General features: G+C 69.4%; 14 protein-coding genes. 6 read left to right on the top strand and 8 right to left on the bottom strand.

Annotated features, from left to right (window positions below):
• Positions 1–14 precede the first annotated feature (14 nt).
• The 4 genes from FXO23_RS20750 (at position 15) to FXO23_RS51630 (ending at position 4,359) form a co-directional block, all read left to right on the top strand.
• Positions 15–515 (top strand): DUF3830 family protein, encoded by a 501-nt coding sequence (locus tag FXO23_RS20750; protein WP_158887039.1) that lies wholly within the window; start codon positions 15–17, stop codon positions 513–515.
• A gap of 149 nt (positions 516–664) precedes the next feature.
• On the top strand, positions 665–2,053 hold the full coding sequence (locus FXO23_RS20745; protein WP_158887038.1) for an FAD-binding oxidoreductase: 1,389 nt from the start codon (positions 665–667) through the stop codon (positions 2,051–2,053).
• A gap of 7 nt (positions 2,054–2,060) precedes the next feature.
• Positions 2,061–3,614: an acetolactate synthase large subunit gene (locus FXO23_RS20740; protein WP_158887037.1), complete on the top strand. Its 1,554-nt coding sequence runs from the start codon at positions 2,061–2,063 to the stop codon at positions 3,612–3,614.
• Positions 3,615–3,711: 97 nt separating this feature from the next.
• The gene (locus tag FXO23_RS51630) at positions 3,712–4,359 is read left to right on the top strand and encodes an arsenate reductase/protein-tyrosine-phosphatase family protein (protein ID WP_158887036.1); all 648 of its coding nucleotides are present in this window, start codon (positions 3,712–3,714) and stop codon (positions 4,357–4,359) included.
• A 10-nt stretch (positions 4,360–4,369) separates the two neighbouring features.
• On the opposite strand, the gene FXO23_RS20730 is transcribed toward FXO23_RS51630, so the two are convergent.
• The 8 genes from FXO23_RS20730 to FXO23_RS20695 form a co-directional block, all read right to left on the bottom strand.
• On the bottom strand, positions 4,370–5,572 hold the full coding sequence (locus FXO23_RS20730) for an eCIS core domain-containing protein (RefSeq protein WP_218952111.1): 1,203 nt from the start codon (positions 5,570–5,572) through the stop codon (positions 4,370–4,372).
• Positions 5,573–5,812: 240 nt separating this feature from the next.
• Complete coding sequence (locus tag FXO23_RS20725; RefSeq protein WP_158887035.1) at positions 5,813–6,565, bottom strand: endonuclease/exonuclease/phosphatase family protein; 753 nt, start codon at positions 6,563–6,565, stop codon at positions 5,813–5,815.
• Positions 6,566–6,577: 12 nt separating this feature from the next.
• Complete coding sequence (locus FXO23_RS20720; protein ID WP_158887034.1) at positions 6,578–6,898, bottom strand: helix-turn-helix domain-containing protein; 321 nt, start codon at positions 6,896–6,898, stop codon at positions 6,578–6,580.
• Positions 6,879–7,244: a hypothetical protein gene (locus FXO23_RS20715; protein WP_158887033.1), complete on the bottom strand. Its 366-nt coding sequence runs from the start codon at positions 7,242–7,244 to the stop codon at positions 6,879–6,881. Before FXO23_RS20715 ends, FXO23_RS20720 begins: the two co-directional genes overlap by 20 nt.
• Complete coding sequence (locus FXO23_RS20710; RefSeq protein ID WP_246257600.1) at positions 7,241–7,555, bottom strand: hypothetical protein; 315 nt, start codon at positions 7,553–7,555, stop codon at positions 7,241–7,243. The genes FXO23_RS20715 and FXO23_RS20710 overlap by 4 nt, the downstream gene beginning before the upstream one ends.
• 116 nt (positions 7,556–7,671) lie before the next feature.
• Positions 7,672–8,871, bottom strand: coding sequence for a helix-turn-helix domain-containing protein (locus tag FXO23_RS20705; protein ID WP_158887032.1), 1,200 nt, complete (start codon positions 8,869–8,871; stop codon positions 7,672–7,674).
• A gap of 179 nt (positions 8,872–9,050) precedes the next feature.
• Positions 9,051–11,222, bottom strand: a complete 2,172-nt coding sequence (locus FXO23_RS20700; protein WP_158887031.1) for a 3-hydroxyacyl-CoA dehydrogenase NAD-binding domain-containing protein — start codon at positions 11,220–11,222, stop codon at positions 9,051–9,053.
• Between the two features lie 18 nt (positions 11,223–11,240).
• Positions 11,241–12,452 (bottom strand): acetyl-CoA C-acetyltransferase, encoded by a 1,212-nt coding sequence (locus FXO23_RS20695; protein ID WP_158887030.1) that lies wholly within the window; start codon positions 12,450–12,452, stop codon positions 11,241–11,243.
• A 113-nt stretch (positions 12,453–12,565) separates the two neighbouring features.
• Between FXO23_RS20695 and FXO23_RS20690 the strand changes: the two genes are divergently transcribed.
• A complete protein-coding gene (locus tag FXO23_RS20690) occupies positions 12,566–13,771 on the top strand; it encodes a TetR/AcrR family transcriptional regulator (protein ID WP_158887029.1) in 1,206 nt (401 codons plus the stop codon).
• Between the two features lie 217 nt (positions 13,772–13,988).
• Positions 13,989–15,284 (top strand): acyl-CoA dehydrogenase family protein, encoded by a 1,296-nt coding sequence (locus FXO23_RS20685; RefSeq protein WP_158887028.1) that lies wholly within the window; start codon positions 13,989–13,991, stop codon positions 15,282–15,284.
• The last annotated feature ends 20 nt before the right edge of the window (positions 15,285–15,304 follow it).

Here is a 15,304-nt window from a genome sequence, read left to right as displayed (position 1 = left end):
CCGCTAGGAGAACCGTGGCCCGCTACATCACCATCACCCTGGACAAGCGCGGGGTGTCCTGCCGCGCCCGGCTGCTCGAGGCCGAAGCGCCGCGCACGTGCCAGGCCGTCTGGGACGCGTTGCCGCAGAGCGGTTCCGCCTACCACGCCAAGTACGCGCGCAACGAGGTCTACACCCTGGTGCCGCCGTTCGCCGAGCCGAAGCCCGGCCGGGAGAACCCCACCGTCACCCCGATTCCCGGGGACGTCGTGTACTTCGGCTTCGAGGCGTGGGAGATCGGGAATCCCGCGTACGGCTACGAGGAAGGCAGCGAGGCGCACGCCGACCAGGGCGCGACCGACCTCGCGATCTTCTACGGCCGCAACAACCTGCTGATCAACGGCGACGCGGGCTGGGTGCCCGGCAACGTGTTCGCCACGATCGAGGAGGGCCTCGCCGAAATGGCGGCGGCCGCGCAGGACCTGTGGCTGCGCGGCGTCGAAGGCGAAACCCTTTCTTTCGCCCGCGCCGAATGACCCCGGTGCCCGGGGTCCCGAAAGTGTCGCCACTTTCGGGGCCCCCGGGGCGCCATACGTGAATCTTCTTCATAGCCGGACCCCCGCGAGACGTACTACGCTGCCGGACAACAGGCATGCGCGGGCACGAAAGGGCGGGTGGCATCGTCATGGGCGACGAGGTCCCGAGCGGCACAGCGACGCGGTTCGCCGAGGTCGTCGGCAAGCAGCACCTGCTGACCGGGGACGAGATCTCCGCGGACTACGCCAGCGACGAGGCGCTGACCGAGTCCCCGCGGAAACCGCGCTACCTGGCCAAACCCGGTACCGCGGAAGAGGTCGCCGCCCTGCTCGCCGCCGCGGCCGAGCACCGCGTCCCGGTCACCGCGCGCGGTTCGGGCAGCGGGCTCTCCGGCGCCGCGAACCCGCGCGAGGACGGGCTGCTGGTCTCCTTCGAACGGATGAACGCGGTGCTCGAGGTGGACACCGAAAACCACGTGGCAGTCGTGCAGCCCGGCGTGACACTGTCCGAACTGGACGAGAAGACCGCCGCCGCGGGCCTGGCCTACACGGTGTACCCGGGCGAGCTGAGCGCGAGCGTCGGCGGCAACGTGGGCACCAACGCCGGGGGCATGCGCGCGGTGAAGTACGGCGTCACCCGGCACAACGTGCTCGGGTTGCAGGCCGCGCTGCCGTCCGGGGAGCTGATCCGCACCGGCGGGAAGATCGCGAAGATCTCCACCGGATACGACCTCACCCAGCTGATCATCGGTTCGGAGGGCACCCTCGCACTGGCCACCGAGGTCATCGTGAAGCTCTACCCCCGCCCCGCGCACGGCGCGACCGTGCTCGCCCCGTTCAACGATCTCGACCAGGTGATGCGGGCCGTTCCGAAGATCCTCTCCAGCGGGCTGGCGCCGAGCATCCTGGAGTACATCGACACGCTGACCATGGCGGCGATCTCCTACAACGAGAAGCTCACCCTCGGCATCCCGGACGCCATCCGCGACACCGCGCAGGCGTACCTGGTGGTGGGCCTGGAAAACCGCGACCACGACCGGCTCGACGGCGACGTCGAACGCCTCGGCGAACTGCTCGGGGAACTCGGCGCCGTGGACGTCTACGTCCTGGAAGGACCTTCGGCGCGCTCGCTCATCGAAGCGCGGGAGAAGGCGTTCTGGACGGCCAAGGCCGCCGGCGCCGACGACGTCATCGACGTGGTCGTGCCGCGCGCCGCGATGCCCGAATTCCTCGCGAAAACCCGGGAACTGGCGGCCGCCGCGGAGTCCGGCGCGCTCGGTTGCGGGCACGCCGGCGACGGCAACGTGCACCTCGCCATCTTCTGCAAGGACCCGGCGAAGCGCCGGAAGCTGCTGCACGACATCTTCGCCGCCGGCATCGCCGCGGGCGGCGCGATCTCCGGCGAGCACGGCATCGGACAGTCCAAAAAGGACCACTTCCTCGAGCTGGAGGATCCGGTGAAGGTCGAGCTGCTGCGCCGGATCAAACAGGCCTTCGATCCGCACGGGATCCTCAATCCCGGTGTCCTCTTCGACTAGGAGCACTATGAACGGCGCGCAGTCCCTGATCCGCACGCTCGTCGACGCGGGCGTCGACGTGTGCTTCGCCAACCCGGGCACCTCGGAGATGCACTTCGTGGCCGCCCTGGACACCGTGCCCGAGATGCGCGGGGTGCTCGGCCTGTTCGAGGGCGTGGTCACCGGCGCGGCGGACGGTTACGCGCGCATCGCGGACAAACCCGCCGCGACCCTGCTGCACCTCGGCCCCGGCCTCGGCAACGGCCTGGCGAACCTGCACAACGCCCGCCGCGCGGGCACCCCGATCGTGAACGTGATCGGCGACCACGCGACGTACCACAAGCGGTACGACGCGCCGCTGGAATCCGATATCGAGGCGCTCGCGGGCTGGCTGAACGGCTGGGTCCGGCATTCGAAGAGCACCGCCGACGTCGGCGCGGACGCGGCCGCCGCGGTCGCCGCCGCGCAGGACGCGCCCGGCCGGGTCGCCACGCTGGTCCTGCCCGCGGACGTGTCCTGGGGCGACGGCGGCCAGACCTGCGCGCCGGTCCCGCCGCGGACCGCGAAACCGGTGGGCGAGACCACGGTCAAGGCGATCGCCGAGATCCTGCGCACCGGTGAGCCCGTCGCGTTGCTGATCGGCGGTCGGGCGTGCCGTGAGGCCGGGCTGCGCGCGACGAGCCGGATCGCGGCCGCGACCGGCGCCAAACCGTTCGTCGAAACCTTCCCCGCGCGGCTGGAACGCGGCGCCGGGCTGCCGGACATCGAGCGCCTCGGCTACCTCGCCGAGCAGGTCAGCTACCAGCTCACCGGCATCAAGCACGTGATCGTGGCCGGCACCCGGGCGCCGGTGTCCTTCTTCGCCTACCCCGGCAAACCCAGCGATCTGGTGCCCGAGGGTGCGCAGGTGCACGTCCTCGCCGAGGCCGATCAGGACGTGGCGGGCGCCCTGGCGGACCTCGCCGCGCTGGTCGCCCCGGACACCGAGCCCCAGCTCGCCGAGGCCGCCCGGCCGGCGTTGCCGAGCGGTCCGCTGACCCCGCAGAACTGGGTCGACGTGATCGGCGCGCTGCTGCCCGAGCGCGCGATCATCGCCGACGAGTCCAACACGTCCGGCCTGCTGCTGCCCGCCGCCACCGCGGGCGCGCCCCGGCACGACGTGCTGACGCTGACCGGCGGCGCGATCGGCTACGGCCTCCCGGTCGCCACCGGCGCGGCCGTCGCCGCCCCGGACCGGCCGGTGATCGGCCTGCAGGCCGACGGCAGCGCGCTGTACACGATCTCGGCGCTGTGGACCCAGGCCCGGGAGAACCTCGACGTCACCACGGTTCTGCTCAACAACCGCGCCTACGCGATCCTGCGGATGGAATTGCAGCGCGTCGGCGCCGAGGGCTCCGGTCCGAAGGCGAACGAACTGCTCGATCTGTCCGGCCCGGACCTGGATTTCGTGCGGATCTCCGAGGGGCTCGGCGTTCCCGCGACCCGGGCGACGACCGCCGAGGAACTGGCCGAGCAGTTCTCCCGCGCCCTGGCCGAACCCGGCCCGCACCTGATCGACGCGCACGTCCCGCCGCTGCTCTAACCAGGCGATCATCCTCCGAAAGATTGTCAGTTTTCCACCGATTACTGTCACAGTCGGTACCCTCGTCAGTTACGAGGATGCGGGAGGAGGCTGGGCGATGCCGCATGCCCCGGGCGAGAACAGACAGGTGGATCTGGACCGATCGGTCGCGGAACTGGCCGATCTCTTCGCGGACTGCTTCTCCTTCGAGAGCGTGCGCGAGGTCGTCGACGAATGCCGTGACCTGCTGGCGAAAACCGGGCACCACCGCGACGACCTCGAGCAAGTGACGGTCCGGTTCGCGCGCGACCAGCTCGCGTCGATCGCCAAGAACCGCGGATTCCTGTCCACCGAGCGGCCGGAGGTCCTGTTCGTCTGCGTGCACAACGCCGGGCGCTCGCAGATGGCCGCCTGCCTGCTCGACCACCAGGCCCGGGGTCAGGTGGTCGTGCGGTCGGCGGGTTCGGAGCCCCGCGGTTCGGTGCACCGCGCGGTGGTCGCCGCGATGGCCGAGGTCGGCCTCGACCTGAGCACCGCGTTTCCGCGCCCGCTCACCGACGCCGCGGTGCGCGCGGCCGACGTCGTCGTCACCATGGGCTGCGGCGACGCGTGCCCGGTGTACCCGGGAACCCTTTACTACAACTGGGAACTCGACGATCCCGCGGACCAGCCGCTGGACCGGGTCTGCACGATCCGCGACGAGATCGCCCGCCGCGTCGAGGGCCTGGCCGCCCTGCTCATTCCGGCGCAACGCACCCCGGACTGACTCACCGCGCCTACGACAGGCGGCGCAAGCGCGCCCGCTGGCCGTGGCCGGACGGCAGGTTCGCGGACGCCACCGCGCGCAACGCCTCGCGCCCGGCGGGACCGGCCAGCCGGTAGAGCTTTTCGAACGCGTCGATGTCCGCGTCGGACACCCAGCCGCTCAGCAACCGCGTGCCCAGCCGCGCCATTTCCGCGGGGAGGATGGCCTGGATGACTTCGTCGCGCTGAACGTCCACGAACTCCCGGATCTCCGAATCACCGGTCAGGCCCGCCGCACCGCGATCGAACGCGGGCCCGCCGATCGTGGCGCGGCGCGGATCGTCCTCGTCGAGGGAGAACGGGAACGAGCGGTCGGTGCCGGCCAGCTCGGGGATGTGCGGGATGAGCGCGACCGCGGTCCGGTTCTGGTTCAACGGTTCTCCGGTGGCCGATCGCGCGCTGTAGAACTGCACGAGGTCCGTTTGCGACTTGGGGCTCAACCCGCCGAAGTCCACGGGTCCGCTCCGCTCCAGCGTCGCCCGGATCGTCGCGATGAGATCGTCGCGCTGCGGGATTCCCGCCAGGCGGGTCGCGGTGAACGCGCCGAGGGCGTTCGAGGTCAGGTCCTCGGGCGCGTACCGCGAGGTGGCCTCGGCCTTCTCCTCGTGTTCGACGCCGCGACGGGTCGCGCCCCGGGCCGCCATATCGGCGGAACCGGTGTTGGTGAACCAGGAGATGTACATGAGTTGCAGGAAATGCCGCATGTCGATCAGCCCGGCCCGCCGGGTGAACAGGTACCGCAGGCTCAGCATGGAGCCGACTGGCGGCTCGGCCGAACGGATGGCCTTCGGCAGCGCGGCCATGGCCGTCTGCCCGCCCGCCAGGCGGACCAGGGTGTCCATGTTGACCCGGGAACCGTCGCTGCTGGCGGCGACGATCGCCGCGATGACCGCCATCATGGCGCCCAGGTTGGGGGCGATCTGCGGCTTTTCCGCGGCGGTGAAGAACTGGAGTCTGGGACCGAACCGCTGCTGCTGCGCGACGTGGGTGAGTTCGTGGGCGAGCAGCCGCCGACCGGCGGTGGTCGACAGGCCGGGTGCGCCCGCCGAGAAGTAGATGTTGCGGCCCGCGGTGACGGCGGTCGCGCCCAGCGCCGCGGTGAGGTCGTCCGCCCGCCGGTCGCGGTGCAGGCGGACGCCGTCGAGCGCCGAATCGGGGCGTTGGGCCTCGGTCACGTCCTGCTCCACCCGCGCGGCAGCTCGCTCAGCCTCTTCCTCCGAGGTGCCCTCGATCTGGTGGCGCACCCGCACCCGGCTGAAGTCCTGACCGAATCTCGGCGTTTCGGCACGGCTTCGCGGGGCCTGCTCGACAGTCCTGGAATCGCGGCCGGACACGACGCCTCTCGGCCGACGTACCGGCTCGGCGTTGCTGCGCTCCACGATTGTCTTTCCTACCCGGGCCGCGTCACCGTCGCGTCACCGCGACAGCGATGTGGTGACCAGCCAGCCGGGGTGGTCGGTGGTGCCCTTCATGTCGAACTTGGTTCCGCTCACGAAACCCAGGCTCGTCGTGGCGAACACGTGCTGCAGGTCGCCGTCGCCCTTGCGGTAGAACCCGGTGCGGTTGCAGTCCTGCACGTTCGGGCTGCCCCGGTACTTCAGGTTCATGTCGCCGGACACGACCGTGGGCGCCTGCTTCGCGTAGTCGGCGGCATGGCCCATGAGTTCCTCGCACTGGGCGAGCGCGGTCGTGCCGTCCTTGGCCGACAGGTGCGTGGTGCACGCGGTCACCTTCCCGCCGGACAGGCACGCCCACACCCGCTTCTCGTTCCCGCTGTCCTGCGCGGAATACCGCCCACTGGCGCCCGTCGTCCCGGCGAGCGCCTCCGCGACCAGGATGGCGTTCCCGTAGTCCTGCCCGTTCTCGCACTTCACCGGCGAGCCGTCGCTCCGCTGCGCCGCGACGAACCGGGTCTTCGCCGCGCCCATCGCCTGCCGCAGCGGTTCCACGTCACCCGAACACGCCTCGTTGACCGACAGGACCTGCGGTTTGGCCTCCCCGATGACCTCCTTGGCCCGGGCCATCACCCGGTCCCCGGTGAAGCACCCCGCCAGCCCGCTGTGACAGATGTTCAGCTGCAACACCTTCACCTGCGTCGCCGCCGCGGCCGACGCGGGCATCAGCGCGGCCACCACCCCGAGCACGACCACCACCGCGATGCGTTTCATGCCCCGAGGATGTCATGAGGGGACCGGATCCGCAGGGGGCTCGAGGAGGGCCGCGACATCACACCGAGCGACCGGGTCGAGCGTCGCGCGGCACGCCTGGTCCAGCAGTTCACCGGGAGAGGTATCGAGCGCCGCGCAGAGCGCGACCAACCGCCGGACCGTGATCGGCGTTTCGCCGTTCAACATCCGGCACAGGCCGGAAGGCAGCAGGCCGTCATCGATCAGGCCGCACAACTTCCGGAGGCTCACCGCCCGCTCGCGGCGCCGCCACCGCAGCGCCGCCGCGAGTGCGGCTTCCAGGTCGGCCAGTTGTTCACCAGTCGGTCGCGTCATGATTCTCCCGCGGCAGGCGCTCGGCGACGCGTTTCAGGTGGGCGGTCATCTGCCGGTACAGCAGATGGGTATGCGGGGATTCGGACTCGGCCGCGAACCACACGTCATCGAGCCATGCGGTGAGCCAGTTCCTCGCCTCCCCGAGGAGCGTTCCGGCGAGCGACCTCCGGCGAACCCGACCGAGCGCCGCGACCACGGCCGCCCGCGCGTCCACAACCTCGCGGATCACGGAATCGCCACCATCCGGCGCCCCGGGATCGAGCGGGGGAAGGCGCACCAGAGCCGCCCTGGCTTCGCCGACAGCCACGGCCCGCCGTTCCCGCCTGCGGCGAAAGAACCCGATCACGCCGACACCCGGAACAACCCCGGCACCAACCGCGGACGCGGGCCGAGAACGACCGGCGAATCGTCCGGCACCGGTTCCTTTCGCGGTCCCGGTAACAGGAAAAGGCAATCCTCACACGGCATCCCGATCGGCTTGCCCAGCCGCTCGACCTCACCCTGCTGGAATCGCTGACCACACAAGGCGATCAACACCGCGGTCTCGGGCGACTGGGTCAGCACGATCCCATCCGGAATCTGTACGAAGTGGACAGTCCGCCGAGCCGCGCCGACGACCTCGACACGGAAACGGACCATAAGCAGAAGATCGAACACGCGACGAACGTAGAAAACGCGACATGGAAATCAGTAGGACAGAGCGTCCGACTACCCGATGGACGGTAGTACGCGGCGTACCAGTCGCCAGGGCGAACTCAGTGATATGCGCCGGGTTAACTCGTTCGCGCGGCACCTATTCGAGTGGCAAGCTCGCGCAGACGCGTCGACTTGCGCTTCTCCCGGGTGAGCAACTCGCTGGTCACTTGCCGGGGAAGTGTTTGATACTTCACCACATCCGGCGCCGACGCCTCCGCGGACAGCAATGCGTCGATCGATTTCTGGTCTTCCCCCAAACGCAGATAGGTGAGCGCGAGGCTGCTCATAAAGGCAGTGCGCGAGGCTGGAGGCAAGTACGCGTCTCGCGGAATCTTCCTGGCAGCACGCAGAGCTGAATCAAGCTCATCCAGCGCGTTGAACAGCCCAGCCGCCAGCATGGAAACCTTCGTGGGGCCGAACGTCGTCTCGTGTTCCTTGTGCTCGTAGCCGACTCGATCGGCTACCTTTTGAGTTTCCGCCAAAAGCTCTGCCACAGTCCCCTTGTCGAGCTTCCGCGCCGCGGCCATCGCCGCGGTTATCGTCAGCAGGCCATAGGCCGAAAGCTCGGCGTTCGAAGCGGCATTGTCTGCCCGCACCCGGTTCGCGGCAGTCAAGGCGACATTGATGCAGTCGTCATAACGACCTTGGCCGATCATCTGGTCGGCCATGGACATGTGCGTCGCCAAGTAGAGGAGTTCGTCGTCGCTGTTCTTCGCGGTGGCGAGCGCTTCGCGGGTCGCCAGGAAGGAGGCATCCCGCTGACCCATGATCACAAGGGCTTCCCCGGTGAGGTTGTAGGCACGTGACAGCACGTGAGCCGCGCGCGCCTTCTCGCCGATGTTCGCCTCTCGATAGGTGGCGCGAAGCTGCGCGAGAGCATTCGGGATCAGCGAAGGAAGCAGCTCGTAACGACCCGCCCAACGCGCGCCCCACAAGTAGGAAACCGTGCGTTCCGCTTCATCCAGTGAAATCGGCTCGACCGCATCGCTCACGTTTTCCACCAAGTCGTCCACGGACGTGAGCACCCGGCGAATGGCGAGCACCCCGGAATTAGGGTCGCTACTCGGCGGCCGCACCGGCTTCGCGAACAACTGGGTGATATCCACGTCCAGTGCGGTGGCGATCTTCTGCAGATTGGCGACGCTGGCGGTATGCCGCTGGCCCTGTTCCAGCTTCCGCACCAGCTCGACACTCACCCCGGCCGCCGTCGCCAACTCCTGCTGCGAAAGCCACCCATTGCGCAACTCGCGAATACGCTCGCCGATCGTGGTCACCATGCACCCCATCCGCCGTCTTACCCCATGGTAGGTGCGTTCGCATGCCCACACCTCAGTGATCCGACGACCACCCGGACGGCTCAGCCGCTTCTCACCGAGCGCAACTGCCTGTCATGAGGGGACCCCTCCAGACAAATTTTGTCTGGAGGGGTCCCCTCATGACACCAAGCGGGGGTGGGTTACTCGTAGATCTCGCCCTTTTCGGCCTTCTCGACCAGGGACTGCGGCGGGGTGAAGTGGTCACCGTAGCGCTCGGCGAGTTCGCGGGCGCGGGCGACGAAACCCTTCAGGCCGCCTTCGTACTGGTTGATGTACTGGATCACGCCGCCGGTCCAGGCGGGGAACCCGATGCCGAAGATCGACCCGATGTTCGCGTCCTGCACCGAGGTGAGCACGCCCTCGTCGAAGCACTTCACGGTTTCCAGCGCCTCGGCGAAGAGCATGCGCTCCTTGAGGTCCTCGAACGGGACGTCCCCCGAACCCGAGTTGAACGCCTCGCGCAGGCCGGGCCACAGGCCGGTCCGCTTGCCGTTCTCGTCGTAGTCGTAGAACCCGGCGCCGGTCGAGCGGCCCTTGCGGTCGTAGGAGTCGAGCATCTTGTCGATGACCGCCTCGGACGGGTGCGCCTTCCAGGTGCCCCCGGCCGCCTCGATCGCGGCGCGGGTCTCCTGGCGGATCTTGCGCGGCAGGGTCAGCGTCAGCTCGTCCATCAGCTGCAGCGGCGGCGCCGGGTACCCGGCCTGCGAACCGGCCTGCTCGATGCTGGCCGGTTCGACGCCCTCGCCCAGCGCGGCGACCGCCTCGTTGATGAACGTGCCGATCACCCGCGAGGTGAAGAAGCCGCGGCTGTCGTTGACCACGATCGGGGTCTTCTTGATCTGCAGGGTGTAGTCGAAGACCTTGGCCAGCGTGGCGTCCGAGGTCTTCTCGCCGCGGATGATCTCCACCAGCGGCATCTTGTCCACCGGCGAGAAGAAGTGGATGCCGATGAAGTCCTCCTGCCGCTGCACGCCCTCGGCCAGGCCGGTGATGGGCAGCGTGGAGGTGTTCGAGCCGAGCACCGCGTCCGGGTTGACGACGCCTTCGATCTCACCGAAGACCTTGTGCTTGAGGTCCTGGCTCTCGAACACCGCCTCGATCACGAAGTCCACGCCCGCGAAGTCCTTCGGATCCGCGGTCGGCTTGATCTTGGCCAGCAGGGCGTCGGACTTCTCCTTAGTGGTCTTGCCCCGGGAGAGCGCCTTCTCCTCCAGCTTGACCGCGTAGCCCTTGCCCTTCTCGGCGGCTTCCTGGGACACGTCCTTGAGCACGACGTCGATCCCGGCCTTCGCGGACACGTAGGCGATCGCCGCGCCCATCATCCCGGCGCCGATCACGCCCACCTTGGTGGCGGTGAACTTCTCGTACCCGTCCGGGCGCGAACCGCCCGAGTTGATGTGCTGCAGGTCGAAGAAGAACGCCTTGGTCATGTTCTTCGCCACCTGACCGGTCGCCAGGTGCACGAAGTACCGGGTCTCGATCTGGATCGCGGTGTCGAAGTCGACCTGCGAGCCCTCGACCGCCGCCGCCAGGATCGCGCGCGGCGCGGGCATCGGGGCGCCCTTGAGCTGCTTGCGCAGGTTGGCCGGGAACGCGGGCAGGTTCGCCGCGAACGCCGGGTTCGACGGGGTGCCGCCGGGGATCTTGTACTTCTCCTGGTCCCAGGGCTGCACGCCGCCCTCGGGGTTGGCCTTGATCCATTCCTTGGCCTTCGGCAGCAGCTCGTCGACCGAGCCGACGACCTCGTGCACCAGGCCGAGTTCCAGCGCCTTCGCCGGGCGGTGCCGCTGGCCCTGGACGAGCACGTTCATCACGGCGCTCTGGATGCCCAGCAGCCGCACGGTCCGGACCACGCCACCGCCACCGGGCAGCAGGCCCAGGGTGACCTCGGGCAGGCCGAGCACGGCGCCCTGTACGTCCGCGACGATCCGGTGGTGCGTGGCCAGGGTGATCTCCAGGCCGCCGCCGAGCGCGGCGCCGTTGATCGCGGACACGACCGGCTTGCCCAGCGTCTCCAGGCGGCGCAGCTGGGCCTTCATCGCGTTGGTGCTCTCGGTCAGCTCGGCGGCGTGCTCCGGCTTGGCCTGGATCAGCTCGTTCAGGTTGCCGCCCGCGAAGAACGTCTTCTTCGCGCTGGTGATCACCACACCGGTGATCGAGTCCTTTTCGGACTCCAGCCGGTCCACGATCACGCCGAGGGACTCGCGGAAGTCGGCGTTCATCGTGTTCGCGGACTGCTCGGGATCGTCCAGGGTCAGCACGACGATGCCGTCGGCGTCCTGCTCCCAGCGGATGGTTTTCGCTTCAGCCATGGTGGTTTCTTCCTCGCCTCAGACGCGCTCGATGATGGTGGCGAGGCCCATGCCGCCGCCGATGCACAGGGTGACCAGCGCGCGCCGAGCCTGGCGGCGCTCCAGTTCGTCGACCATGGTCCCGAGGATCATCGCGCCGGTCGCGCCGAGCGGGTGGCCCATGGCGATCGCGCCGCCGTTGACGTTCACCTTCTCCTCGGGGATCTTCAGGTCCTTGATCCACTTCAGGACGACCGAGGCGAACGCCTCGTTCAGCTCGAACAGGTCGATGTCGTCGATGGTCAGCCCGGCGATGTCGAGAACCTTCTTGGTGGCCGGGGTGGGACCGGTCAGCATGATCGTCGCGTCCGAACCGGTGACCGCGGTCGCCACCACCCGCGCCCGCGGGGTCAGCCCGAGGTCCTTGCCGACCTGCTCGTTGCCGACCAGCACGATCCCGGCGCCGTCCACGATGCCCGAGGAGTTGCCGCCGGTGTGCACGTGATTGATCTTCTCGACCTGGTGGAACTTCTGCAGCGCGACGGCGTCGAAACCGCCGAAGTCGCCGATCCCGGCGAACGCGGGCTTGAGCTTCCCGAGCGTCTCCACGGTCGAACCAGGACGGCGGTGCTCGTCGTGGTCCAGGATCGTCACGCCGTTGATGTCCTTGACCGGGACCACGGACTTGGCGAAGTAGCCACCCGCCCACGCGGCCTCGGCCTTGTCCTGCGAGCTGACCGCGAACCGGTCGACGTCCTCGCGCGAGAATCCCTCGATCGTGGCGATCAGGTCCGCGCCGATGCCCTGCGGGGCGATGTAGAGGTCATAGGCGGTGGCCGGGTCGGCGAACATCGCGCCGCCGTCGGAACCCATCGGCACCCGCGACATCGACTCGACACCACCGGCGATCAGCAGCTTGTCCCAGCCCGCGCGCACCTTCTGCGCGGCCTGGTTCACCGCCTCCAGCCCGGAGGCGCAGAACCGGTTGATCTGCGTGCCCGCCACGGTGTCCGGCAGCCCGGCGGCCAGCGCGGCGGTCCGGCTGATCACCGAGCCCTGGTCGCCGACCGGGGAGACCACGCCGAGGATGATGTCGTCGATCAGCGCCGGGTCCAGCCCCGGGTGCCGGGCCTTCAGCTCGTTGATCAGACCCACCACGAGGTCGAGCGGTTTGGTCCCGTGCAGGGAACCCTTCTTCCCCTTGCCCCGAGGCGTGCGGATCGCCTCGTAGATGAACGCCTCTGTACTCACAAGGTCTCCTCGCGCAGGTCTGCTCGTGCTAATTGCCACTAACATATGCCGGTCGAACCCCATACTGTCAATGGGTTGTCATCGATTCAACTCCAGCTAGAGTGGCTTCACCTATGGAGCACTCCACCGAGCGTCCCCGCCGCCCGCGCGACCGCAAGAGCCAGCTGGCCACGGTCGCCGCGGAGCTGTTCCGCGCCCGCGGCTTCCATGGTGTCGGCATCAACGACATCGCCGCCGCGGCCGGGGTGACCGGGCCCGCGCTGTACCGGCACTTCGCCGACAAGCGGGCGATCCTGGCCTACGTGCTGCTCTCCGGGATCGCGGACATGGAGTCGGCGACCGCCGAGGCACTGTCCACCCTCGACTCGTCCGGGCCGGACCGGATCGACGCGCTGCTCGGCTCGCTCGCCGCGCAGGCGGTGGAGCGGCGCGAGGTCGCGGCGCTGTGGCGCTGGGAGGGCAAGCACCTCGCGCCGGAGGACCAACGGGAGATCCGGCGGCGCTCCGGCGCGGTCCTGCAGGCGTGGACGAAAGCGCTGCTGACCAGGCGGCCCGACCTCGATCCCGCGGACGCCGAACTGCTGTGCTGGGCCGGGCTGAGCGTGTACGGCAGCGTCTCGGTGCACCACACCACGGTCGCCAAGCGGCGGTTCGGCGCGCTCCTGGTCGAGATCGCGCAGCGGGTGCTGCACGTCACGCTGCCCGCCCCGCCCGGCGAACCCGAACCCGCACCACCCCAGACCGGCCTGGGCACGCCGTCCCGGCGGGAACAGCTCCTGGAGGCCGCGACCGAACTGTTCCGGCGGCGCGGTTTCCACGCGGTGAGCATGGAGGAGATCGGCGCGGCCACCGGGATCGCCGGGCCGAGCGTGTACCGGCACTTCCCGAGCAAGGCCGGGCTGATGATCGCGATCTGCCAGCGCGCGGCCGACCGGCTCGCGCTCGGCGCCGAGTACGCGCTGCGCAGGAGCTCCCCACCGGACGAAAACGAGGCGCTGCGGCGGCTGACCGAGTCGTACGTGCACACCCTGACCGTGTCCGGTGAGCTGGCGGTCGCCTTCTCCGGCGACCTGAACGGCATTCCCGAGCGGGACCACGCGGAACTGGTCCGGGTGCAGCGCGACTACGTGGCCCAGTGGGTGCGGCTGCTGTCCGCGGTGCACCCCGCGCTGAACGCCCGCGAAGCCAAGATCACCGTGCACGCGGCGCTGACCATCGCGAACGACCTGGCCCGCACCCGCCGGTTCGCCGCCCGCCCGAACCTGCGCGCCGAACTGGTGGCTCTCATGGGCGCGGCACTCGATATCAATTCGAGGTAATCGACCGGTACGCGACCCGGCCTGTGCTGCGCTTGTCGGATTCGAACGAATCCGGTTCGGCGGTTGGTGCGCGATGGCACAAGAACGACACCCGGTGAGCGGGGCCACTGGCGAATCGGATTGACACGGGTTAACCTACTCGTGAGTAGGTAAGCGAGGCCGTTCCACGGCTGATGGGAGAGGCGACGTGGGTACGCCGCAGAAGAAACGAGACGCCATGGGCATTGGCCTGGCTGCGCTCACCAAGATCGCCGGGAGCAAGGTGGTCAACCGGTCCGGCCTGCGCAAACCGGTCGAGAACCTGGTGTCCACGGCGGTGAAGAACGGGTTCCGGGCCGCGGGCGCGGCGAGCCGGTCGTTCAAGTCGGCGCAGCGGCTGGGCAAGCCGGCCCGGCTGGCGCCGACCCCGGACAAGGGCCTGTTCGATCTGACGCCGTCCGAAGAGCAGCAGATGATCGTGGAGACGGTCGGCGAGTTCGCCGCCGAGCAGCTGCGGCCCGCCGCGGCCGACGCGGACGCGAAGCTGCAGCCGCCCGAGGGCCTGCTGAGCCGGGCCGCCGAACTGGGCGTCACCCAGATCGGCATTCCCGAGGAGCTGGGCGGGGTCGGCACCGAACGGTCCGTGGTGACCGGCGCGCTGGTGGCCGAGGCGCTCGCGCACGGCGACCTGGGGCTCGCGGTGGCCGTGCTCGCGCCGTCCGCGGTGAGCACGTCGCTGGTGCTGTGGGGGAACGAGCAGCAGCAGGCGGACTACCTGCCCGCGTTCACCGGCGAGGACGTGCCCGCCGCCGCGCTCGCCCTGCTGGAACGGGCGCCGCTGTTCGACCCGTTCAAGCCGAAGACGAAGGCCAAGCGCACCCCCAAGGGCTACCAGCTCGACGGCGTGAAGTCGCTGGTGCCGCGGGCCGCGCAGGCCGAGTTGTTCGTGGTCTCCGCGGATCTGGAGGGCCGGGGCCCGGCGCTGTTCATCGTCGAATCGTCGAACCCGGGCGTGACGATCGAATCCGAGCCCGCGATGGGGCTGCGCGGCGCGGCGACCGGGAAGCTGCACCTGGAGAAGGTGTCGCTGCCGTCGAACGCGCTGCTCGGCGGCGGCAAGGCCGAGGTGTTCGCGGAAACCGTGCGGCTGTCCCGCCTGGGCTGGGCGGCGCTGGCCGCCGGCACCGCGAAGGCCGTGCTGGACTACGTGATCCCGTATGTCAACGAGCGGCAGGCGTTCGGCGAGCCGATCAGCCACCGGCAGGCCGTGGCGTTCTCGGTCGCCGACATCGGGATCGAACTGGAGGGCCTGCGCCTGGTGACGCTGCGCGCCGCGGCCCGGGCCGAGCAGGGCAAGTCGTATGCGCGCGAGGTCGCGCTGGCTCGCAAGCTCGCCACCGACAAGGGCATGCAGATCGGCAACGCGGGCGTCCAGCTGCTCGGCGGGCACGGCTTCATCAAGGAGCACCCGGTCGAGCGCTGGTACCGCGACCTGCGCGCCATCGGCGTGATGGAAGGCGCCGTCCTCCTCTGAGTTTCTTTGCTTGCTGCGAA

Origin of the sequence: Amycolatopsis anabasis, assembly GCF_009765355.1 — a bacterium.
GTDB classification, from domain to species: Bacteria; Actinomycetota; Actinomycetes; order Mycobacteriales; family Pseudonocardiaceae; genus Amycolatopsis; species Amycolatopsis anabasis.
This window is presented reverse-complemented; position numbering and strand designations above follow the sequence as displayed.